This window comes from Terrabacter sp. GCM10028922 (assembly GCF_042666095.1).
Classification (GTDB): Bacteria; Actinomycetota; Actinomycetes; order Actinomycetales; family Dermatophilaceae; genus Terrabacter.
On the sequence record NZ_JBHTFG010000023.1, the window covers coordinates 185,472 to 206,426 of the forward strand.

The window sequence follows — 20,955 nt, forward strand, 5'->3', positions numbered from 1 at the left end:
CCGGTGCCCATGCTCAGGCGGGCGGGCTCGACCGGCTCGAGCGCCGCGTCCGGGTCCTTCTCGCCGGGCAGGACCTCGCCGCGGTCATCGACGGTCGCTGGCTCGAGGGTGAAGTCGTAGCGGGTGACGGAGCGTTGCAGCTGCGAGACGGTGGCGTGCTGGGCGAACTCGGCGACGGTCTGATCGAACGCGGCCGGGGTGTGCCGGGCCACGACGGCGGCCTGGTCCAGGCTGATCCGGCCCTGCCGCAGCGCCGCGGTGGTGGCGGGCAGCTCCGCGGCGCGTCGGGCCAGCAGCACGACCGCGGCCGCCTGCGCGCGCGACAGTCCGGCCCGCAGGGTCAGCCAGTGCTCCGGGGAGCGGAGCCCGGCGGCTTGCCAGGTCCCTTCGGCCAGGACGGTGGCGACGAAGTCGACGAGCCGGGCGTGCGCGTCGTGCAGGTCGGCGGCCAGGGACGCGACGTGGTCCCAGTCCTGCTCGATCGCTGCTTGGCTCATACCTAAATCGTACAGGTGTTCGAATGACAAAGCAATACTTTGCAATGTCAAGGGCCAGTCAGCGGAAGCGAGACGCGAACTCACCCGGAGTCATGCCTGTCGCCGTGCGGAAGTCACGGGTGAAGTGGGCCTGGTCGGCGTAGCCGAGCTCGACGGCGACACCGGCCAGCTCGGCTCCCGAGTCACGCAGCCGCTCGGCCGCCTCCTGGAGCCGCCGGCGACGGATGAGCCACTTGGGTCCGAGTCCGATCCGCTTGTCCAGCAGGCGTTGCAGCGTGCGCTCGCTGATGTCGAACCGGTCGCACAGGTCGTCCACGCGGAGCAGCTCGGGTGAGGTCTCGACGTTCTCGATGATGGCGTTGACGAGCAGTCCTTCGTCGTCGACGGGCAGCAGCGGTCGCAGTGCGTCCTCGACGACCTCGCGCGCCTTCGCCTGCGCCTCGGAGGAGCGTGGGTCGGGGCGCATGAGTGACCGCACGCGATGGGTGAGGGACTCCCCGTCCAGGGTCGCCAGCGTCGTCAGGTCGACGAAGCGGTCGGTCATCCGGCGCACCGGCTCACGGGTCAGGAGGTGGCCCGCCGCCGGCTGGAGCATGACGCCGACGGCCCAGCCACGTCCGGTCAGCATGGTGTGCGACAGGCCGGACACGACGCCGTAGAAGCGGGTGTAGGTGTCGGAGACGACGACGAGACACACGGGGTACTGGAGCACCCGCTGCACGGAGTCGCGCCCCTCCGGCACGTCCCAGACCGGGACCCAGAAGCGACGCGCGAGGTCGGTCAGGTCGGGGGAGACGGAGGTCCGGGCGATCGTCCACGTGCGGTCGGCGGGGTCGACGAGGTGGGCCCGCTCGACGTCCCGTGCAGCGCGTCTCATCGGCTCCACAGGTACTCGACCTCGGGACGTCCCGCGCCGGCATACCTCGAACGGCGCACCGCGACGCGCGTCTCGCACAGGTGCTCGGCGTACCGGCGGGCCGTGACCCGGCTGACCCCGAGCGCCTCGGCCAGCTCGGTGGCCGAGCGGCCGCCGTCGGCGTCGCGCAGCGCGCGCGAGACCTTGGCGAGCAGCTCCTCGCCCATGCCCTTGGGCAGTCGCGACTCCGCCGCCGCCCGCGCGCCGGCGAAGACCTCGTCGACCTCCGCCTGGGTGCCGACCTCGGCGCCGCTCGTGACCTGCGAGCGGTAGGCGCGGTAGGCGAGCAGCCGCTCACGCAGCGTCGCGAAGACGAACGGCTTGAGGACGTACTGCACGATCCCGAGCGACACCGCGGTCCGCACGACGTCGAGGTCGCGCGCCGACGTGACCGCGATGACGTCGGCCCGGTGCCCGGCTGCTCGCATCGCACGCACGACGTCGAGGCCGTGCCGGTCAGGGAGGTTCATGTCGAGCAGGACGACATCGATCTCCTTGTCCTGCAAGGTCTTCAGGGCCGCTTGGGAGGTGCCGACCGTGGCGACGACCTCAAAGCCGTCGACCCTTCCGACGTATGCCGTGTGGGCCTCCGCCGCGATGGGTTCGTCCTCCACGACGAGGACGCGGAGCAGGCCCTGCGGGCTGGGCTCAGCCACGATGACCTCCGACGGGCAGGCGGACCGTGAAGGTCGCACCCGGGGGACCCGACACCTCGAGCGTGCCCCCGAGCCGGTCGACGGTCTGCCCGACGAGGGCGAGGCCGATGCCGCGCCGGCCTGCGCTGCCCTGCTCCTTCGTCGACCAGCCGCGCCGGAAGGCATCCTTGACCGCTCCCGGCGGCAGGCCCGGCCCGTTGTCCGAGACCTCGAGGACGGCGTACGCGCCATCCACCCGCGAGTCGAAGCTGACGTGCCGCTCGGGTCGGGGAGTGCCGGTCTCACCGGCGACGGCGTCGAGGGCGTTGTCGATGAGGTTGCCGACGATCGTGACGACGTCGCGGGTCGGGGCGACGTCGCGCGGCCAGTGCGCGCCGGGCTCGATCTCGAAGGCGATACCGCGCTCGTGTGCCTCGGCCGCCTTGCCGAGAAGCAGGGCCGTGAGCACGGGCTCGTCGACTGCACCGACGACGCGGTCGGTGAGCACCTGGGACACCTGCAGCTCCTCCGTGGCGAAGGCGAGCGCCCGGTCGGTGTGCCCGAGCTCGATGAGGCTGACGATGGTGTGCAGGCGGTTGGCCGACTCGTGAGCCTGCGATCGGAGGGCGTCGGTGAGGCCGCGGGCCGAGTCGAGCTCGCCGGTGAGCGCCTCGAGGTCGGTCCGGTCGCGCAGCGTCGCGACGTGGCCGAGCAGTCGTCCGCGCCAGGTCGCCGGGCCTCGGTTGAGCACGAGCACCCGCGCCGAGGTGACGTGCAGCTCGTCCTCGTGGGGCAGCTCGTCGGTGAGCGCGGCGACGAGCGGCTCCGCGAGCCCGAGGTCGGCCACGGGTCGCCCGATGGCGTCCGCGGGCAGGTCGAGCAGCCGCACGGCCTCGTCGTTGGCCAGCCGCAGCGTGCCGTCGAGGTCGGTGATGACGAGCCCCTCGCTCACGGCGTGGAGGACGGCGTCGTAGTACTCGTACATCTCACGCAGCTGCGGCTCGCCCAGTCCGTGGGTCTGGCGCCGGATGCGGCGGGCGACGAGGGCGGTGCCGAGGCCGGAGAGCGCTGCGGCCGCGAGGCCGGCCAGGAGCAGGACCGGCAGCTGGGTGCGCACCCGCTCACCGACGGCCGACGTGCGGATGCCGACGGACACGAGCGCGACGATGCGGCTGCCGTCGCGCACGGGCACGACGACGCGCGATGACGGGCCGAGCGTTCCCGTGTAGTCCTCGGCGACGACCCCGCCGGCGAGGGCCGCCTCCGTGTGCCCGAGGAACGTCCCGCCGATCTGCGCCGGGTCGGGGTGGGTGTACCGGATGGCGTCGCGGCTCATGATGACGACGAAGTCGGTGCCGGACTCGACGCGCACCCGCTCGGCATACGGCTGCAGGGCGGCCGACGGGTCCGGCCCCTGGACCGCCTCGACGACGCTCGGCGTGGCAGCGACGGTCTCGGCGACGGCGAGCGCCCGCGCACTCGCCTCCTGGTCGCCGGCCCGCTTCGCCTGGGCGAACGCGCCGGCGAGGCCCGCCCCGACGACAAGGACCGCGATGAGCACCTGCAACGCGAACGTCTGGGCGGCGACGCTCCACCTCCCCGGTGCCCCGAGGGCTCGGCCGAGGCGTGACGGCGGTGCGGTGGGGGTCACGGCCCCACCGGGAGTGCGCGCGAGCAGCACGTGCCACGGCCTCGCGAGAACTCAATGAACACAATGGTGACCCTAGTCACTGACCCCGCCAGTCTCGTAGACATTCACCGGCCCGCGCCCGAGGTGCGGACCCAGCCAACGGAGGTCACCGTGAGTTCCACCGCCGACAGCGCAGTCGACGCCCAGCCAGGCTCGACCCCGAAGCGCGACCGCACCCATCTTCTCTACGTCGCCGTCCTCATCGCCATGGCGGCCGGCATCGCCGTCGGGTTCTTCTTCCCGGAGGTCGGCAAGAGCCTGAAGCCGCTCGGTACGGGCTTCATCAACCTCATCAAGATGCTGATCACGCCGATCATCTTCTGCACGATCGTCCTCGGCATCGGCTCGGTTCGAAAGGCCGCCCAGGTCGGCAAGGTCGGCGGCCTCGCCCTCGGCTACTTCCTGACGATGTCGACGGTGGCGCTGGCCATCGGCCTCTTCGTCGGCAACGTCATCAAGCCGGGTGCGAGCCTCAACCTGACGGCGGACCAGGCTGCCGCAGGGCAGGGCGCGGTGACGGCCGAGGCCAAGACGGGCGTCGACTTCATCCTCGGGCTCATCCCTGACACCCTCCTCTCGGCCCTCACGTCGGGCTCGGTGCTGCAGGCCCTGCTGATCGCCCTGCTCGTCGGCTTCGCCCTCCAGCGGATGGGCAAGGTCGGTGAGCCGGTCCTGAACGGCATCAAGCACATCGAGCGACTGTCCTTCCGTCTCATGTCGATGATCATGTGGGCCGCCCCGGTCGCCGCCTTCGGCGCCATGGCCGCACTGGTCGGCACCCTCGGCCTCGGCTCGCTCACCAGCCTGCTCAAGCTGATGATCGCCTTCTACGTCACCTGCGCGATCTTCGTCCTCGTCTTCCTCGGCTCGATCCTCAAGGTCGTCACGGGCATCAGCGTCTTCTCGCTGCTGAAGTACCTCGCCCGTGAGTTCCTGCTCATCGTGTCGACGTCGTCCTCGGAGTCGGCGCTGCCGCGCCTCATCGCGAAGATGGAGCACCTCGGCATCTCGCGTCCCGTCGTGGGCATCACGGTGCCGACCGGCTACTCCTTCAACCTCGACGGCACGGCCATCTACCTGACGATGGCGAGCCTCTTCATCGCCGAGGCCATGGACAAGCCGTTCACGATCGGCCAGCAGATCGGCCTGCTCGTCTTCATGATCATCGCGAGCAAGGGTGCGGCCGGGGTCAGCGGCGCCGGCCTCGCGACGCTCGCCGGCGGCCTCCAGTCGCACCGCCCCGACCTCGTGCCCGGCGTCGGCATCATCGTCGGCATCGACCGCCTCATGAGCGAGGCGCGTGCGGTGACCAACTTCGCCGGCAACGCCATCGCGACGGTCCTCATCGGCACCTGGGTCGGAGAGATCGACCGGGCCAAGGCGGGCCGCGTGCTGGCCGGGCAGGACCCGTTCGACGAGGCGACGATGATCGACGAGGAGGCGGAGCCCGCAGCACCTCGGGAGCCAGAGCTGGTCGGCGCGCGCTGACTCCGATCGCTCGCGACAGTCCTGACACGAGGCGGCACCGGCACACTGCCGGTGCCGTCTCGGCATATGCCGTGTGGCTGTGTGGGGTGCCATCGTGTCCCAACTCACGGACGCTATGGGAACCGAGCGTAAAGCGTTGCGCCACAGGCTGATCGGTGGCAGGAAGGCGAGGCGGCGCGCCCTCCCGCGCCCCCTCGTTTTGCCTTCCGGAGGCCTCGACGGCATGGTTGCAGGCTCAACGAGACATCTGTGACACGCAACGTGAGGAGACGACGGCACCCTCGTCGGGATGCCGTCATGACGCATGAGTGACCTGACCACGACACCCGACGACGCGCTCCATCCAGCGCTCGAGCCGCCACCCGTCAACCACGAGGACGCGGCCCCGACCCGCATCGACAAGACCGTCTTCGGCGTCGCCGCCGCGGTCGCGATCGCCTTCGTGCTCTGGGGTGCGCTGGGCACCGAGAGCCTCAGCACGAGCGCCACCGCCGGTCTCGGCTTCGTCGTCCACAACACCGGCTGGCTCTTCTCGCTCGTCGCGTCGGGCTTCGTCGTATTCGTCATCTGGCTGGCGGCCAGCAAGTACGGCAACATCCCGCTCGGCGGTGACGGAGAGGCTCCCGAGTTCCGCACGTCGTCGTGGGTGGCGATGATGTTCTCCGCCGGCATGGGCATCGGCCTGATGTTCTACGGCGTCACGGAGCCGCTGAGCCACCTCGTGACCCCGCCGCCCGGCACGGGCGCTGCCGGCAACCCCGAGGCCGTGCAGACCGCCATGGCCACGACGATGTTCCACTGGTCGCTGCACCCCTGGGCCATCTACGCCGTCGTCGGCCTCGCCGTCGCGTACGGCGTGTTCCGCAAGGGGCGCTCGCTGCTCATCAGCTCGGCCTTCGCGCCGCTCTTCGGTGAGAAGCGCACCGACGGCCCCGCCGGCCGGGTCATCGACATCTTCGCGATCTTCGCGACGCTCTTCGGTTCGGCGACCTCGCTCGGCCTCGGCGCCCTGCAGATCGGGTCGGGCATCGAGATCGTCGGCGGCATCGGGCCGGTCGGCAACGGCGTGCTCATCGGCATCATCGTCGTGCTGACGGTCTGCTTCATCCTGTCGGCCGTGTCGGGTGTCGCCAAGGGCATCCAGTGGCTCTCCAACATCAACATGGTGCTCGCACTCGCGCTGGCCTTCTTCGTGTTCGTCGTCGGCCCTACGGTCCTCATCCTCAACCTCGTCCCGACGACGATCGGGTCCTACGTCAAGGACCTCGCCATGATGTCGGCGCGCACCGACGCGGCCGGTGGCGACGGCATGAAGGACTGGCTGGCGGGCTGGACGATCTTCTACTGGGCGTGGTGGGTCAGCTGGACACCGTTCGTCGGCATGTTCATCGCCCGGATCTCTCGTGGCCGCACGATCCGCCAGTTCGTCTCCGGCGTGCTGCTCGTCCCGTCGGTCGTCTCACTCATCTGGTTCGCCATCTTCGGTGGCGCCGGCATCGCGCAGCAGCAGGGCGGTCAGGACATCGCCGGCGAGTCGTCGCCGGAGGGCTCGCTCTTCGCGATGCTCGCCAACCTCCCCTGGCCGACGGTGACCGCGGTCGTGGTCATGGTCCTCGTCGCGATCTTCTTCGTGTCGGGCGCCGACGCGGCGTCGATCGTCATGGGCACGCTCTCCGAGAAGGGCACGCTCGAACCGTCGAAGAAGACCGTGATCTTCTGGGGTGCGGCCACCGGCGCGGTCGCGGCCATCATGCTCCTCATCGGTGGCGAGGACGCGCTCTCCGGCCTGCAGAACGTGACGATCGTCGCGGCGCTGCCCTTCCTCGTCATCATGATCGGGCTCGCGGTGTCGCTCGTGAAGGACCTCTCGCGGGACCCGCAGGTCGTTCGGCGCCAGTATGCCGTCGCGGCCGTCGAGCACGCCGTCGTCGCGGGCGTCAGCGAGCACGGGGACGACTTCTCGCTCACCGTGCAGGAGACCGCGCCGGGCGAGGGGGTCGGCGAGCTCGTGCAGACCGACTCGGTCGAGGCCAAGGACGTCGAGGTCGAGCGCGGGCTGTCGGGCGAGACCGACGATGCCGGCCTCGACCCGGTCGACGAGCAGACCGAGAAGGTCGGCGCGTCCATGCGCCTCTGACCGAGGTCCGTCCGAGCTGCCTTCGAGGCAGTCGCGTCGAGCGCCGCGTCATCCGCCCGGTCGGATGATGCGGCGCTCGATGGCTGCCGCGACCGCTCCGGCGCGGGTGTCGACGCCGAGCTTGGTGTACACGTGCGAGAGGTGCGACTTCACCGTCGCCTCCGAGACGAGCAGCTCGCGCGCCATCTCGCGGTTGCCGAGCCCCCGTGACAGCAGCTCGAGCACCTCGACCTCGCGCTCCGTGACGACCGGCCCCGGCGACGCGGTGCGACGCACCAGCCGTGCCGCGACGGAGGGGGCGAGCACCGTCTCGCCGCGAGCCGTCGCCCGGATGCCGGCGAAGAGCTGCTCCGGCGGCGCGTCCTTGAGGAGGTAGCCCACCGCGCCCGAGTCGAGCGCGCGGAGGATGTCGGCCTCGGTGTCAAAGGTCGTGAGGACGAGGACGTTCGGCGGCTCGGGAAGGGCGCGCAGCCGGGCCGTCACCTCGGCACCGCCCGGACCGTCACCCAGACCCAGGTCCATGAGCACGACGTCCGGCCGCTCCCGCGTGACGACCTGCTCGGCGCCCGCGAGGTCGCTCGCCTCGCCGACGACCTCGATGCCGTCCTGCCCGTCGACGAGCGCACGCAGGCCCGCCCGCACGACGGGGTGGTCGTCGACGAGGACGACGCGCACGGTGGGCTCAGCCACGACGACCTCCGTCCGCGTCGAGGGGGAAGCGCACCGACACCGTCGTGCCCTCGCCCGGCCCGCTCTCGATGTCCGCGCTGCCGCCCAGGTCACCCGCGCGTTGCCGTATGCCGTCCAGCCCGCGCCCGCGGTCACCGCGCGCCCCCAGCCCGGCCGGGTCGAACCCGTGGCCGTCGTCACGCACGTCGAGCAGCACCTCGTCGGGGTGGTAGGTGAGGCTGACGACGGCCCGCGACGCGCCGGAGTGCTCGACGACGTTGGCGAGTGCACCCCGCGTCGAGCGGACGAGGGCGCTCGCGACCGCGGGCGGCACACCGACGGGATCGCCGTGCACGCGCACCTCGACGTCGAGGCCATGGGCCCCGGCGGCGGCCACGCGCCGAAGCGCCACGGGAAGCGCCTCGCCGGTCTCGTCCGACTCGAGGTCGGCCGGGGCGAGGTCTCGCACGACGCGGCGCACCTCGTCGAGTCCCTCGCGTGCGGCGGCCCCTGCCGCGGCGACGTGCTCGCGCGCTGCGGCTGGTCTCCGGTCCCAGTCCTGCTCGGCCGCGCCGAGGAGCAGGGTGATGCTCGACAGGCCCTGCCCGACGGAGTCGTGGATCTCGCGTGAGAGCCGCGTGCGCTCAGCGAGCGCTCCCGAACGTCGTTGCGCCACAGCAAGATCGGCTTGCGCCTCGGTGAGCTCCTCGAGGAGTGTCTGACGCGTGCGGGCCTCACGCTCGAGGGCGCGGTAGGACAGCACGGTCACGAGGGCGATGCCGACCGGTCCCACGAACACGGTGGGGTCGAGGTCGTCGGTGATCCTGCTCCACGCCATGCTGACGACCGCGGTCATGACGACGACGGCCGTGACGGCATACGGGAAGGGAAGGACCTGGAGGACGGCGAAGGCCACGGGCACCGCGGTCCACGCGAAGGAGGGCGCGACGAGCGTCAGCGTCACCCAGAGCACGACGACGACGCCGACCCACACCGTCGGCCAGACCGTGTGGTCGGCGACGAGGCGTCGCGTCGAGTAGGCCGCTCCGAGCACGACTGCTCCCGACAGGACGAGAAGGGCGGTGACGTCGAGGTCATGGCGCAGGAGGTAGCGGACCGAGCACGTGACGAGGAGGACGAGCAGCACGCCGTCGAGCCACCGGTCGAGGCGCGCCACCGGCGCCAGGATGCCCTCCTCCATGACCGGCAGCCTAGGGACGACCGGTCGTCACGGCATCATCCGATCGGCTATCGCGAGATGGCCGGTTGCCCGACGCGGACGGCCGCGCGGCACGGCGACAGTGGTGGGGAACCCACGGACACACCACCTGGAGACCACCATGAAGTGCACCATCGCCGGACTCGCCACCCTCGCCGTCGCAGCCTCACTGCCGCTCGTCGCCACCTCCACGCAGGCTGCGGAATCCGCGCGTCCCGCCGCGTACGAGCTGCAGGGTGACGCCGGCGGCTCGAAGTTCGAGGGCATCGGCGCCGACCCGGGTCGCGGGCGCTTCTACGTCAGCGAGGTGACGGGCGGCGAGATCCACCGTGGGACCGCGATGGACGCCCGCACCGAGCAGTGGCTCGGTGGTGACGGTACCGACGGACGGTTCACGGCCCGCGGCATCACGACCGACGCCGCCGGGCGGGTCTACGTCGCCGGTGGCCCGAACGGCATCGGCACCGGCCGGCCCGACCTCTGGGTGTACTCGCCCGAGGGTGACCTGCTGGCCGCGCTCCGAGCCCCGGGCGAGAACGTCTTCCTCAACGACGTCGCGATCGGACCCGACGGCGCCGCCTACTTCACGAACTCCAACGCGCCGCAGGTCTACCGGGTCGCTCTCGAGGCCGGCGAGTGGACGGTCACGCGCTGGGCCGACGCGTCCGGGACGATCGAGCAGCGCGCGGGCTTCAACCTCGGTGGCATCGTCCTCAGCGACGACGGGTCCGCCTTCGTCGTCGCACAGGGCAACGTCGGCGCGCTGTGGCGCTTCGACCTCGCCACCGCGCGGGTCACGCGGGTCGAGACCGGCGACGCGGCCCTGACCGATGCCGACGGTCTCGTGCTCCAGGGCGCACGTCTGACGGTCGTGCGCAACTTCGCACGGATGATCGCGACCCTCCAGCTGGCCGGCGACGGCCGCAGCGCCGCGCTCGTGGAGCAGCAGGCGAGCGACCCCACGCGCGTGCTGACGACCGCGAAGGTGCTGCGCGGGCGCATGCTCTACGTCGACAGCAAGTTCGACGAGGCCGTCGCGGTCGGCCCGTACGAGGTCGTCACGGACCCGCTGGCACGATGAGGGACGCGGGACCGGGCCGGCTGCCGCTCGCCGCCTTCGCGCTCCAGGCCGTGGTGGCCCTGGCGGCCACGGCGGTCCTCGCCGCGTGCTCTCCGGGTCCTGCTCCGACGACGAGCTCGGCAACCGTGTCGCCCTCGGCGACGCCGACCACGCGCGCCGTGCGACCCTCGAGCGAGCGACCCTCGAGCGTTCCGCCGACCCCGCAGGTGCGCACCTCCGCCGAGCAGGCCCGGCTCGACGCGGACCTGCGCGACGCGGCGTGGAAGAACGACCTCTCGAGGGCGAAGGCCCTCGTGGCCAGGGGCGCCGACGTCAACGCCAAGGACGAGACGCAGCAGTCGGCATACCTCATCGCGACGAGCGAGGGCCTGCTCGGGCTGCTCCGGCTCGCCCTGGCCCACGGCGCGACGGTCGACGACAAGGACAGCTGGAACGGGACCGGCCTCATCCGGGCCGCCGAGCGCGGCCACGCCCTCGTCGTCGGTGAGCTGCTCCGCGCCGGCATCGAGCGCGACCACGTGAACCGCATCGGCTACCAGGCGGTCCACGAGGCGGTGTGGCTCGGGCGCGACTCGACCGCCTACGTCGACACCGTGCGTGTCCTCGTCGCCGGTGGAGTGGAGCTGACCCGGCGCTCGCGGGACGAAGGCCTCACCCCGCTCCAGATGGCTCGCGAGCGCGGCCACACCCGACTCGAAGGAGTGCTCGTGAAGGCGACCACCGCCACACGCGTCGCCGACCCGGACGCCGCCCTGCTGGCTGCCGCGGCCAGGGGCGACGCCGACGCCGTCGCGACCGCGCTGCGTGCCGGTGCCGACGTGGAGGCGCGCGACGACCGGCGGCGCACTGCCCTGCTGCTGGCCGTGACGGCCGACCGCCTCAGCGTGGCAAGGCTGCTCGTCGCCATGGGCGCCGACCCCGACGCCTTTGACGACCGGCACGACACGCCTTGGCTCGTCACGGGCGTGACCGGCAGCGTGGCGATGCTCGAGGCGCTGCTTCCGGCCGGGCCGGACCTCACGATCCGCAACCGCTACGGCGGGGTCTCGCTCATCCCCGCGAGCGAGCTCGGGCATGTCGACTACGTCCGGCGCGTGGTGCGGACCGGCATCGACGTCAACCACGTCAACGACCTCGGCTGGACCGCGTTGCTCGAGGCAGTCGTCCTGGGCGACGGCGGAACGAGGCACCAGGAGGTCGTCCGCATCCTCCTCGACGCGGGCGCCGACCCCGCCCTCGCCGACAAGGACGGCGTCACCGCACTCGAGCACGCCCAGGCCAAGGGGTATGCGGCCATCGCCCGGGTCCTGACCGAGCGGCGTTGAGCCCCGAGCCGCTGCAGGGCGTCCGGCTGCGCCGGGATCGGGGACTAGTCCTCCCATGGTCACCGAGGACTATTGCCGGGTCTGGTCAGGCGGCGAAGCATGGCTGGGTGGGGGGCCGCCAGAGCGCTACCTCCGGCATGCCTTTCCCTCGCCCCAGGCGCAGCCGGGGCGGTCCCTGCCCCGATCTCTCGGGAAGGAGTGCCGGATGTCTCACCAGCCCCATCACCACCCACAGTCGCACCGAAGGGGCGTCCGTCGCTGGACTGCCCTCGTCATCGGAGGCCTTGCCGGGGTCCTCGGCGTGCTGGCCGCGCACGCGGCGAACGCCGCACCACCGCCGCCGCCCACGGTGTCAGTGGTCGACTACGACGCGCACTCGAGCACGGAGTATGCCGCGAAGTGGTCGAATCCCTACGGCCCCCTCGACGGGGTCGTCCCGCAGGTGTCGTCGGCCGGGGCCGTCCGGCTCACCGACGTCCCGTTCAAGCCCGGCACCGACTTCAGCGTCTTCGACCACCTGAAGTACATCGCCATCAGCAACCAGAGCTTCACCGCACCCCGCACGGGCAGCATCACCTTCTCGGTCGACATCGCCGCACGCACACCGGGCGCCGTCCACGGGCACGTGGTCCACGGGGTCTACGGACCGCCGGGCTCCGCGGCTGCGGGACTTCCGGGCACAGGGCCGTACAGCGCCGCGCTCCTCGAGGGCCAGCAGGCGGGTGTGGTGCTCAACATGATCGACTTCTGCACCGGCCAGCTCTTCGACTGGTTCGTCTCGGGCAACTACGCGTTCCCGCTGATCGAGCGGCTCCCCACATCGGTCACGGGCAACACGTCGAACCCGGGCTGCCCGGGCGCCACCGAGGTCGGGCTCGACACGGCGTACACGCAGATCATCACGAACATCCGGGTCGCCGCGGAGCAGACGCACCGTGTGGCGATCACCTTCACGCGGGCCGGTGGCCAGGCGACTGTCACGTACACCCTGGACGGCACGCCCGTGGCGGTCGTCACGGACGTGGGCGTCCCGCTCGACCAGCGTCGGTTCGTGCAGCCGTGGACGGGCATCTACCCGTCGCTCGGCCCGGGCGAGCGCCTCGCGCGCGACATCGGGTCGTTCTCGATCGGGCACGGTCTCTTCAGTCTGCTGGACGCCTACCCGTTCCAGTTCGGGTGCTCGCCGGTGTCGGCGACCCCGGGACTCGGCGAGTGCCCGGCCGAGACGGCCGACCTCAGCGTCTCCATCAGCCCGAGCGAGCGTTCCTTCGGGCAGGGAGCCGACGGCGTCTTCAGCAACTTCAGGGTGCGCACGCTCGGGAGCTGAGCCCGGTCGAGGCATGTCGCTCAGTGGAACTCGTCGTAGAGCTCGGGGCTGACCTCGGCCAGGACGGCATACGCCTGCTCGACGGGGACGTCGACGACGTCGTAGTGCTGGGTGCCCGCTGCGGTCGTGGCGACCAGCGTCGCGAGGCCGGCGCGGCGCTGGAACAACGACTGCTCCACCTTCCACCCGATGATGCCGGCGCGGTCGAGCACGACGCGCTGGCGGTCGAGCGACCCCTCGCGGGTGACGAGCTGGTCCGGGGTGACGGCGTGGCCCAGCCCTCGATAGCGGTCGCCACCGAGCGCGACGGCGCCGACGAGGAGCAGCGGGACGAGGGCGAGCAGCGCAGGGGGCCAGTCCCAGACGCCCTGCGCGACGACGACGGCCGCGGCGAGCAGCAGGGCGGGCACGACGGCCCGAGTGAGGCGGCGGCGCCGGGCCGCCGGGCCATGGGACGCCAGGTGCCCGGTGACCGCCGCCGCGTCGGGTCGGATCTGCAGGGCCAGTGGCGTGACGACCCCGTCCGGCGCCGGCGGGCACAACCAGTCGGACCCGCCGCCCTGCTCGCGCGCGAGGCCCGTCGTGACGACCTTGAGCCGGCGGGCACCGGCCAGGCGCAGGCCGAGTGGCTCGTCGAGCCGGATGCCGCGCACGCGAGCCGCGTCGATGCTCGTCTCGCGGCTCGTCAGCAGCCCGCGGCGGGTGTGCAGCGTGCCGAGGCGGTTGCGGGTGAGGCGGAACCCCCAGAAGGTCAGGACGTAGGCGCCGACGGCCAGCACGGACACCAGGACGAGCACGAGCACGACGTCGAGCCACCAGGGAAAGCCGGCGACCCGCGACGCGCTGTCGCGGAAGAGGTCGCCCTCGTCGGAGAACCGTGAGAGCCCCTGCGAGGCGAAGCCGACGATCGCCGCGGCGCTCGCCAGACCGGTCACCGTCAGCGGCGCGTAGCGGACCCACGCCGGGTCGAGCCGCACGAGCAGCTCCTCGTCGTCGGGCGGTGACACGTCGTGCGGCACGTCGTCGACGGCGACCGGCGAGCCGCTCGGTGCGGGGAGTCCGGTGACGGCAGGGTCGATCCGGTGGAGCAGCTCGGCCCGGAGACGTCGTCCGGCGTCGAGGCGGAGCGAGTCGAGCACGAGCCGGTCCTTGCCGCCCCCGCCCGTCGAGATCTCGACCTTCGCGAGGCCCAGCAGCCGGTGGTGCACCTTGGCGGTGAGGTCGACGGTGCGCACCCGGTCGAGCCGGGCCGTCGTCGTCTGCTTCGTGAAGACGCCGCGGCGCAGCTCGATCTGCCCGCCGGCGATGCGGTACCGGGTCGTCAGCCAACGGAGCGCGCCGTAGGCGAGGATCACCGGGAGGGCGAAGAGCTCCCACCTGTCGTTGTCCTCGGAGCCGGCCCGGGCGATGACGATGGCGATGAGGGCGGGCAGGAGGCGGATCAGCGTCTCGAGCGGGTGGATGAGCAGCATCCTGGCGTCGAGCCGGCGCCACCCGCCTGACCCGTCGGTCACGTCGGTCACGTCGCGTCGTCCTTCTCGGCGACGGCAGCCGCGGTCAGGGCGTCGACGAGCTCGCGTGCCACGGGCAGGTCGAGCCCGTGGATCGTGACCGGGCCGGCCGCCGACGCTGTCGTCACCGTGACGGAGGCCAGGCCGAGCAGCTGGGCCACCGGACCACGCTCGAGGTCGACCGTCTGGACCCGGCTGAGGGGCGCGATGCGTCGCTCCTGCCACAACCAGCCGCTCTGCGTGTAGATGGCGCGCGTCGTCGACTCCCAACGGTGCACGCGGTACCGCCAGCGCGGCATACCCGCGACGTAACCGACGGACAGCACGAGCCAGAGACCGCCGACGACCCAGTGCGCCGTGCGTGAGCCGTCGTCGAGGAGCCACCACACGGCCTGGCCGCCCAGCAGCACGGCGACCCCGACGAGGGCCTCGAGGCTCCACATGAGGACGGCTCGGCGCGACACCCGGTGCGCGGGCTCGCGCAGCACCGGTTCGGTCTCAGGCTCCACGGACCCCACGGTGCCACACGCATCCGTGGTCCTGCCCTTGACGTCGACCGCCGTTGGCCGAAAGGTGGTCTGACCGGCGCGACAGCATCGTCACCGGACCCGACGAGAGGCAGGCCATGGGCACCATCGCGGTTCACGAGTTCGTCGCCCTCGACGGCGTCTTCGAGGACCCGTCCTGGACGTTCGAGTACGGCTTCGACCCCGGGATGGGGGAGACGCTCGGGGCAGTCACGGGCTCGGCCCGGGCGATCCTGCTCGGGCGGCGTACCTACGAGATGTTCGCGCCCGCGTGGTCGACGCGGACCGTCGAGGACGACCCAGGGGCACCGTTCTTCAACGAGACCCACAAGTACGTCGTCGCGTCGCAGCAGCCCAGCACCGACTGGGGCCCGTCGACGACGCTGCCCTACGACGCCGACGCGATCCGCGGTCTCAAGGAGTCGGTCGAGGGCACCATCTACGTCTCGGGCAGCGGGACGCTCGTGCGGTCGCTGCTCGCGGACGGTCTCGTCGACGACCTGCACCTGTTCGTCTACCCCGTCGCACGAGGCACCGGCGAGCGGCTCTTCGGCGACGGTGTCGACGCGACACGGCTGCGGCTCAAGACGACCGACGTCTACGACAACGGCGTCGTCCACCTGCACTACGGCCCCGCCGAGTCCTGAGCGGACCGCCGGCGCCCCCGACGCCCTTCCACCCCAACACACCGAGAAGTCCGCAACCCACCGGGATCCGATCCCGGCGTGTTGCGGGCTTCTCGGTGTGTTGCCGGTACTGGAGGCGGACGTGGCGCGTGGACGGCATACCTACGATGGGCGCATGAGCCTCGAACTCGGCCTGGACACCTTCGGCGACATCGCCACCGGGCCGGACGGCAGCCCGCTCCATCCGGCCACAGTGGTCCGGGAGGTGCTCGCCGAGGGCGAGCTCGCCGACCGGCTCGGGCTCGACTTCTTCGGGATCGGCGAGCACCACCGTGACGACTACGCGGTGAGCGCTCCCGATGTCCTGCTGGCCGGGCTCGCCGGCCGCACCGAGCGCATCCGCCTCGGCACGTCGGTCACGGTCCTCAGCAGTGACGACCCGATCAGGGTCTTCCAGCGATTCTCCACGCTCGACGCGATCAGCAACGGCCGGGCCGAGGTCACCGTCGGGCGCGGGTCGTTCGTCGAGTCGTTCCCGCTGTTCGGGCTCGACCTCTCGGACTACGAGACGCTCTTCGAGGAGAAGCTGGACCTGCTCGCGGCCGTCGTCGCCGAGCAGCCGGTCCGCTGGCAGGGCTCGACGCGACCTCCCGTCCAGGTCGAGAAGGTCATGCCCGCAACGGAGTCCGGCCGTCTGCCGGTCTGGGTCGGTGTCGGGGGCACGCCGCAGTCGGTCGTCCGGGCCGCCCACTACGGCTTCCCCGTCGTCATCGCGATCATCGGCGGGTCGTCGCGCCAGTTCGCGCCGCTCGCCGACCTCTACCGCCGGGCCCTGACGGAGATGGGCAAACCCGAGCTGCCGATCGGCGTCCACTCGCCCGGTTACGTCGCCGCCACCGACGAGCAGGCACGCGAGGAGTTCATGCCGCACTTCGTGCCGTACATGAACAAGATCGGTCGTGAGCGCCGGTGGGCGCCGATGAGCCGCGAGCAGGCGCTCCTGCAGCTCGGTGCCGACGGCGCCGTCTACTGCGGGTCGCCCGACACGGTCGCGGCCAAGATCGCCGACACGGTGCGCGTGCTCGGCGCCTCGCGCTTCCAGCTCAAGTACTCGATGGGCACCCTGCCGCACGAGCAGCGGGTCGAGTGCATCCGCCTCTACGCCGAGGAGGTCGTGCCGCGCGTGCGCGCGCTGCTCGACGGGGCGTGACATGAGGGTGCTGCTCCTCGGGATGGGCTCCCGCGGTGACGTGCAGCCCCTCCTCGCGCTCGGCGAGCAGCTCCACGGCCTCGGGTATGCCGTGTCGCTCGCCGCGCCGGCCGACCTCGGGCACGTCGTGGCGAGCAGCACCGTCGGCTTCGAACCGCTCTCGTTCGACCTCGAGGCGCCGTTGCGCGACGGCCTCGGACGGGACGCGCTGCGCGGGTCGGCGACGACGCAGGTGCGCGAGGCGAGGCTCATGCGTCGAGTCATGGCGCAGACGGCGGAGGCCCTCGCGGGAGACGTGGCCCGGCTCGTGGACGAGGCGGACGCTGTCGTGTCGGGTGCCCTGACCTTCGACCTCGTCGACGCCCTGCTGACGCCCGCCCGGGGTCGCCGTGGTGCCTCGCCACCGACGAAGCCGCACCTCTACGCGGTGTTCGCGCCGGTATGGCCGAGCGCTCACGGCGACTCGGTGGCGCTGGCCATGGTGCCGGGGCGGACCGCGACTCTCAACCGAACGTGGAGCAGCCTGGCCGGGCGCGTCGCGTTCGACCTGTTCCGGCCCGCCGGTGACCTCGTCCGGACGCGACGAGGGCTGCCGAGACAGGCTTTTCGGCACTATGCGGCCGCCGCACGGCGGACGCCGACGATCCTCGGCGCGAGCGCGCACGTCGTCCCTCCCGCCGCGGACTGGCCTCCCGCGCTGCGGCAGACGGGCTACTGGTTCCGTCAACGGTCGCAGGCTGGTGCGCTGGGCGGCCGCCTCGACGCCGCCGTCGAGCGGTTCCTCGCCGAGGGCCGGGCACCCGTCTACGTGGGCTTCGGGTCGATGCCGACGCCCGACCCGAGAGGCGTCGTCCGCGGTGTCGTCGACGTGCTCGCCTCGCTTGGCGTGCGCGGGCTCGTCAGCGAGGGCCTGGGTGGTCTCACGCTCGACGGGCTCGCGGTCGAGGCTGCGGGTCTAGCTCTCGGCGTCGGGGCGACGCCCCACGACCTGCTCTTCCCGAGGTGCGCCGTCGTCGTCCACCACGGCGGGGCGGGCACGACCGCCGCTGCCCTCCGTGCGGGCGTGCCACAGGTCGTCGTGCCGCACGCCGCGGACCAGCCCTACTGGGGGCGCCGGATGGCCGACCTCGGCGTCGCCGCACCGCCGATCGCCCGCCAGGACCTGACGCCGGCACGGCTGCGCGCGGCGCTCGACGTAGCGCTCTCCCCTCGGGCCCGCCATGCGGCATACGCCCTCGGTGAGCTGGTGCGGGCCGAGGACGGCGCGGCCGACGCGGCACGGCTCGTCGACACGTACCTCAGTCGAGGGCGGCCGAGTTCTCGAGGAACGCGAGCACGGCCGCGACGCGCCGGTGGACGCCCGCCTCGGGCAGCGCGAGCTTGGTGAAGATCGCGTTGACGTGCTTCTCCACCGTCGAGGCCGACAGGTAGAGGGCCCGCTCGATGCCGGCGTTGGTGCGCCCGAGCGCCATCTCCCGCAGCACGTCGAGCTCGCGTGGCGAGAGGGCGGCGAGCGGGCTCGACGCCCCTCGGCTTCGCCGGCGGACGAGGGCGTCGACGATCTGCGGGTCCACGACCGAGCCACCCGCGCAGACCTCGTGCAGGGCGTGGACGAGGTCCTCGAGGTCGCCGATGCGGTCCTTGAGCAGGTAGCCGAGGCCGGCCGAGCCGGACTCGAAGAGGGCCAGCGCGTAGCTCTCCTCGGAGTGCTGCGACAGCACGACGACGCCGGTGGACGGGTGAGTGGCACGGATCGCCTGGGCGGCCTCGATGCCCTCCATCCGGTGCGTCGGCGGCATCCGGATGTCGGTGAGGACGGCGTCGGGCCCGAGCCGGCGCACCGCGTCGAGCAGCTCGGTAGCGGTGCCCACGCACGCGAGCACGGCGACCTCGCCGGAGTCCTCGAGCAGGCGGCGCAGGCCCTCCCGCACGAGGTAGTTGTCCTCGGCGACGACGACGCGCAGCGGGTCAGGCACGGGCAGGCTCGGTCCGGGCCGCAACGGACGACGGCAGCGCAGGCGCGCCGGCGACCTCGGCGTTCGGCTGTTCTGCCGGGCCGGGCTCCTCCTGCCGTTGGGCCACAGGGAGCTCGACGACGAGGCGCGTGCCCGTCCCGGGCGCGCTCTCGAGGTGGAAGCGACCGTCGATCGCCGCGACCCGGTCGCGGATGTTGGCGAGCCCGGCCTGTTCGGCGGAAGGAGACGTCGCGGGGCCCGGGTCGAAGCCGAGGCCGTCGTCGGTCACGTCGACCTGCAGTCCGGTCGGGGTCAGGGCGAGCGTGATGCGTGCGCTCGTCGCGTCGGCGTGCTTCGCGATGTTCGCGAGGGCCTCGCGGATCGTGTAGAAGGCCACCGTCTCCACCTCGGCGCCGAAGCGCTGGGCGCGCACCGCGTCGTCCGCCACGATGGTGAGGGGCACCGGGAAGCGCGCCGTGCGCGACTCGACCGCTGCGACGAGCCCGTTGTCGCTCAGCACCTGCGGGTGGATGCCGTGGGCCAGCTCGCGCAGGTCGGCGAGGATCTCGCGGGCCTGGTCCTGCAGGTCGGTCAGCTCGTCGCTGCGCAGGTCGGCGCGGTCGAGCCGGTTGCGGGCGAGCCGCAACCCTGCCATGAGCGCCACGACGCTCTGCTGGATGCCGTCATGGAGGTCGCGCTCGATCCGGCGGCGCTCGGCGTCCTGGGCCGTGATGAGACGGGCCCGCGACGCGGTCAGCTCGTCGAGCTGGTCGGCGAGCTCGGCCGTGAGGCGGACGTTCGCGACGGCCGTTGTCGCCTGCCGGGCCACGGTCTCGAGCAGCGTGAGCTCCGCGAGCGTGTAGGCGCCGTGCCGGGCGGGACCGACGTCGATCCGGCCGAGGACGACATCGCCGCGCACCAGGTCGAGCCCGGTGGCCGGCTCACCGGACACCTCGCCCGCCACCCCGCGCGGTGCGTCGACCGAGCGGCCGTCCGGGGCAGCGAGCCGGATGCGGACCCACGTCGCCCCGAGGCCGTCCCGCACGGCCTGGGCCAGCCGGGCCAGCACCTCGTCGACGTCGACCGCCTGCTCCAGGCGCGAGCCGAGCTCGCCGAGCAGCGTCAGGTGCGCGTCGCGGTTGCCGAAGACGAGCCGGGTGATGCCCCGCCCGAGCCACGCCCTGACGGGCAGCAGGACCACGGCGACGACAGCGGTGATGACGACGGCCGGCGCCACCGGCAGCGTCGTCGCGAGCAACAGACCGGGCATCGCCACGCCCCACCCGTAGAGGATCGTGATGAGCGTCGACGACGAGCGGACCACGAGCTTGCCACGGTCGGCCATGCCCACGTCATAGGCGCCGTGACGCAGGATGCCGTGGATCCCGGCCACCGGTAGTGCGATAAGCGTGACGGCCACGAGGACGGTGACGGCGGTCGCGAAGGGCGTCCCGGCATACCGTGTGAGCGCGACGCCGTACCAGAGCATGTAGACGAGCATCACGGAGGTCACCGTGACACCCATGACGCGCAGCTGGTCGCGCCGGCCCGGGGGGCCGAAGAGCCATCGCGAGTAGAACACGACGAGCGCGAGCCCCGGGATGAGCCACCAGGGCTTGATGACCGCGTCCACGACGGGTGCGAGGACGCTGAGGGCCGGCACGGCATACGGGTTCGCGATGGTGTGGCCGTCGAGGCCGATGTACTCCGGGAGCACGACGTGGGGATCGGTCAGCAACGTCGCGGGACCGATGAGGGCGCCGATCCACACGAACCTCACGGCGACGCGCTGCCACCGTCGCTCGAGGACGCCGTCCGGGAAGGTCGCGAACATGAGCAGGAAGCCGATCGCCGAGAGGGCGTCTGCGGTCAGGCCCACCTGGTTGAGCAGCGCGAAGGTGCTCGAGTCGAGCACCTCGAGGTGGGTCCGGACGTACGTCTCGTACGCGGACCCGACCGCCGAAGCCGTCCCGCCCAGCGCGACGTAGAGCGCGACCCGGACGACGTCGCCGTGAGGAGCCACAGCCCGAAGGCGTAGAGCGGCAGCACACCGAAGAGCGGCCAGCCGAGCCCCTCGCCGGCGGTGCTGCCGGGCGCGAGGATGCCGCGCACGACGAAGACGTAGACGATCGACCCCGTGCC

General features: G+C 72.1%; 18 protein-coding genes. 8 read left to right on the forward strand and 10 right to left on the reverse strand.

What is annotated here, in order from left to right; all coding sequences use genetic code 11:
- The 4 genes from ACFQU3_RS17710 to ACFQU3_RS17725 all read right to left on the reverse strand — a co-directional run.
- A partial coding sequence (locus ACFQU3_RS17710) for a DUF222 domain-containing protein (protein ID WP_385912150.1) occupies window positions 1-497 on the reverse strand: 497 nt, incomplete at its 3' end.
- A 58-nt stretch (window positions 498-555) separates the two neighbouring features.
- A complete protein-coding gene (locus tag ACFQU3_RS17715; RefSeq protein ID WP_385912152.1) occupies window positions 556-1,374 on the reverse strand; it encodes a helix-turn-helix domain-containing protein in 819 nt (272 codons plus the stop codon).
- A complete protein-coding gene (locus tag ACFQU3_RS17720) occupies window positions 1,371-2,069 on the reverse strand; it encodes a response regulator (RefSeq protein ID WP_385912154.1) in 699 nt (232 codons plus the stop codon). Before ACFQU3_RS17720 ends, ACFQU3_RS17715 begins: the two co-directional genes overlap by 4 nt.
- The gene (locus tag ACFQU3_RS17725; protein WP_385912156.1) at window positions 2,062-3,699 is read right to left on the reverse strand and encodes an ATP-binding protein; all 1,638 of its coding nucleotides are present in this window, start codon (window positions 3,697-3,699) and stop codon (window positions 2,062-2,064) included. The genes ACFQU3_RS17720 and ACFQU3_RS17725 overlap by 8 nt, the downstream gene beginning before the upstream one ends.
- 150 nt (window positions 3,700-3,849) lie before the next feature.
- Here ACFQU3_RS17725 and ACFQU3_RS17730 point away from each other — a divergent pair, with 150 nt between their 5' ends.
- Both ACFQU3_RS17730 and ACFQU3_RS17735 read left to right on the forward strand, forming a co-directional pair.
- Window positions 3,850-5,226, forward strand: a complete 1,377-nt coding sequence (locus ACFQU3_RS17730) for a cation:dicarboxylate symporter family transporter (protein WP_385912158.1) — start codon at window positions 3,850-3,852, stop codon at window positions 5,224-5,226.
- A 304-nt stretch (window positions 5,227-5,530) separates the two neighbouring features.
- A complete protein-coding gene (locus ACFQU3_RS17735; protein ID WP_385912160.1) occupies window positions 5,531-7,363 on the forward strand; it encodes a BCCT family transporter in 1,833 nt (610 codons plus the stop codon).
- A gap of 48 nt (window positions 7,364-7,411) precedes the next feature.
- Here ACFQU3_RS17735 and ACFQU3_RS17740 read toward each other — a convergent pair whose 3' ends face one another.
- A complete protein-coding gene (locus ACFQU3_RS17740; protein WP_385912162.1) occupies window positions 7,412-8,053 on the reverse strand; it encodes a response regulator in 642 nt (213 codons plus the stop codon).
- The gene (locus tag ACFQU3_RS17745; protein WP_385912164.1) at window positions 8,046-9,233 is read right to left on the reverse strand and encodes a sensor histidine kinase; all 1,188 of its coding nucleotides are present in this window, start codon (window positions 9,231-9,233) and stop codon (window positions 8,046-8,048) included. Before ACFQU3_RS17745 ends, ACFQU3_RS17740 begins: the two co-directional genes overlap by 8 nt.
- 139 nt (window positions 9,234-9,372) lie before the next feature.
- Between ACFQU3_RS17745 and ACFQU3_RS17750 the strand changes: the two genes are divergently transcribed.
- From ACFQU3_RS17750 to ACFQU3_RS17760, 3 genes are all read left to right on the forward strand, one after another.
- Window positions 9,373-10,332 carry an SMP-30/gluconolactonase/LRE family protein gene (locus ACFQU3_RS17750; RefSeq protein WP_385912166.1) on the forward strand — a complete coding sequence of 320 codons (960 nt, stop codon included), beginning with the start codon at window positions 9,373-9,375 and terminating at the stop codon, window positions 10,330-10,332.
- On the forward strand, window positions 10,329-11,657 hold the full coding sequence (locus ACFQU3_RS17755) for an ankyrin repeat domain-containing protein (RefSeq protein WP_385912168.1): 1,329 nt from the start codon (window positions 10,329-10,331) through the stop codon (window positions 11,655-11,657). Before ACFQU3_RS17750 ends, ACFQU3_RS17755 begins: the two co-directional genes overlap by 4 nt.
- Window positions 11,658-11,862: 205 nt before the next feature.
- Window positions 11,863-12,984, forward strand: a complete 1,122-nt coding sequence (locus ACFQU3_RS17760) for a DUF6081 family protein (RefSeq protein WP_385912170.1) — start codon at window positions 11,863-11,865, stop codon at window positions 12,982-12,984.
- A gap of 20 nt (window positions 12,985-13,004) precedes the next feature.
- On the opposite strand, the gene ACFQU3_RS17765 is transcribed toward ACFQU3_RS17760, so the two are convergent.
- Both ACFQU3_RS17765 and ACFQU3_RS17770 read right to left on the reverse strand, forming a co-directional pair.
- A complete protein-coding gene (locus ACFQU3_RS17765) occupies window positions 13,005-14,507 on the reverse strand; it encodes a PH domain-containing protein (RefSeq protein WP_385912172.1) in 1,503 nt (500 codons plus the stop codon).
- Window positions 14,504-15,004 carry a PH domain-containing protein gene (locus ACFQU3_RS17770; protein WP_385912174.1) on the reverse strand — a complete coding sequence of 167 codons (501 nt, stop codon included), beginning with the start codon at window positions 15,002-15,004 and terminating at the stop codon, window positions 14,504-14,506. Before ACFQU3_RS17770 ends, ACFQU3_RS17765 begins: the two co-directional genes overlap by 4 nt.
- Window positions 15,005-15,120: 116 nt before the next feature.
- Between ACFQU3_RS17770 and ACFQU3_RS17775 the strand changes: the two genes are divergently transcribed.
- The 3 genes from ACFQU3_RS17775 to ACFQU3_RS17785 all read left to right on the forward strand — a co-directional run bounded on the left by ACFQU3_RS17775 (window position 15,121) and on the right by ACFQU3_RS17785 (window position 18,245).
- On the forward strand, window positions 15,121-15,669 hold the full coding sequence (locus tag ACFQU3_RS17775; protein WP_385912176.1) for a dihydrofolate reductase family protein: 549 nt from the start codon (window positions 15,121-15,123) through the stop codon (window positions 15,667-15,669).
- Window positions 15,670-15,823: 154 nt separating this feature from the next.
- A complete protein-coding gene (locus tag ACFQU3_RS17780; protein WP_385912178.1) occupies window positions 15,824-16,858 on the forward strand; it encodes an LLM class flavin-dependent oxidoreductase in 1,035 nt (344 codons plus the stop codon).
- Between the two features lies 1 nt (window position 16,859).
- The gene (locus tag ACFQU3_RS17785; protein WP_385912180.1) at window positions 16,860-18,245 is read left to right on the forward strand and encodes a glycosyltransferase; all 1,386 of its coding nucleotides are present in this window, start codon (window positions 16,860-16,862) and stop codon (window positions 18,243-18,245) included.
- On the opposite strand, the gene ACFQU3_RS17790 is transcribed toward ACFQU3_RS17785, so the two are convergent.
- Both ACFQU3_RS17790 and ACFQU3_RS17795 read right to left on the reverse strand, forming a co-directional pair.
- The gene (locus ACFQU3_RS17790) at window positions 18,157-18,834 is read right to left on the reverse strand and encodes a response regulator (protein WP_385912182.1); all 678 of its coding nucleotides are present in this window, start codon (window positions 18,832-18,834) and stop codon (window positions 18,157-18,159) included. The genes ACFQU3_RS17785 and ACFQU3_RS17790 overlap by 89 nt on opposite strands.
- The gene (locus ACFQU3_RS17795) at window positions 18,827-20,836 is read right to left on the reverse strand and encodes a histidine kinase (protein WP_385912184.1); all 2,010 of its coding nucleotides are present in this window, start codon (window positions 20,834-20,836) and stop codon (window positions 18,827-18,829) included. Before ACFQU3_RS17795 ends, ACFQU3_RS17790 begins: the two co-directional genes overlap by 8 nt.
- Window positions 20,837-20,955 lie beyond the last annotated feature (119 nt).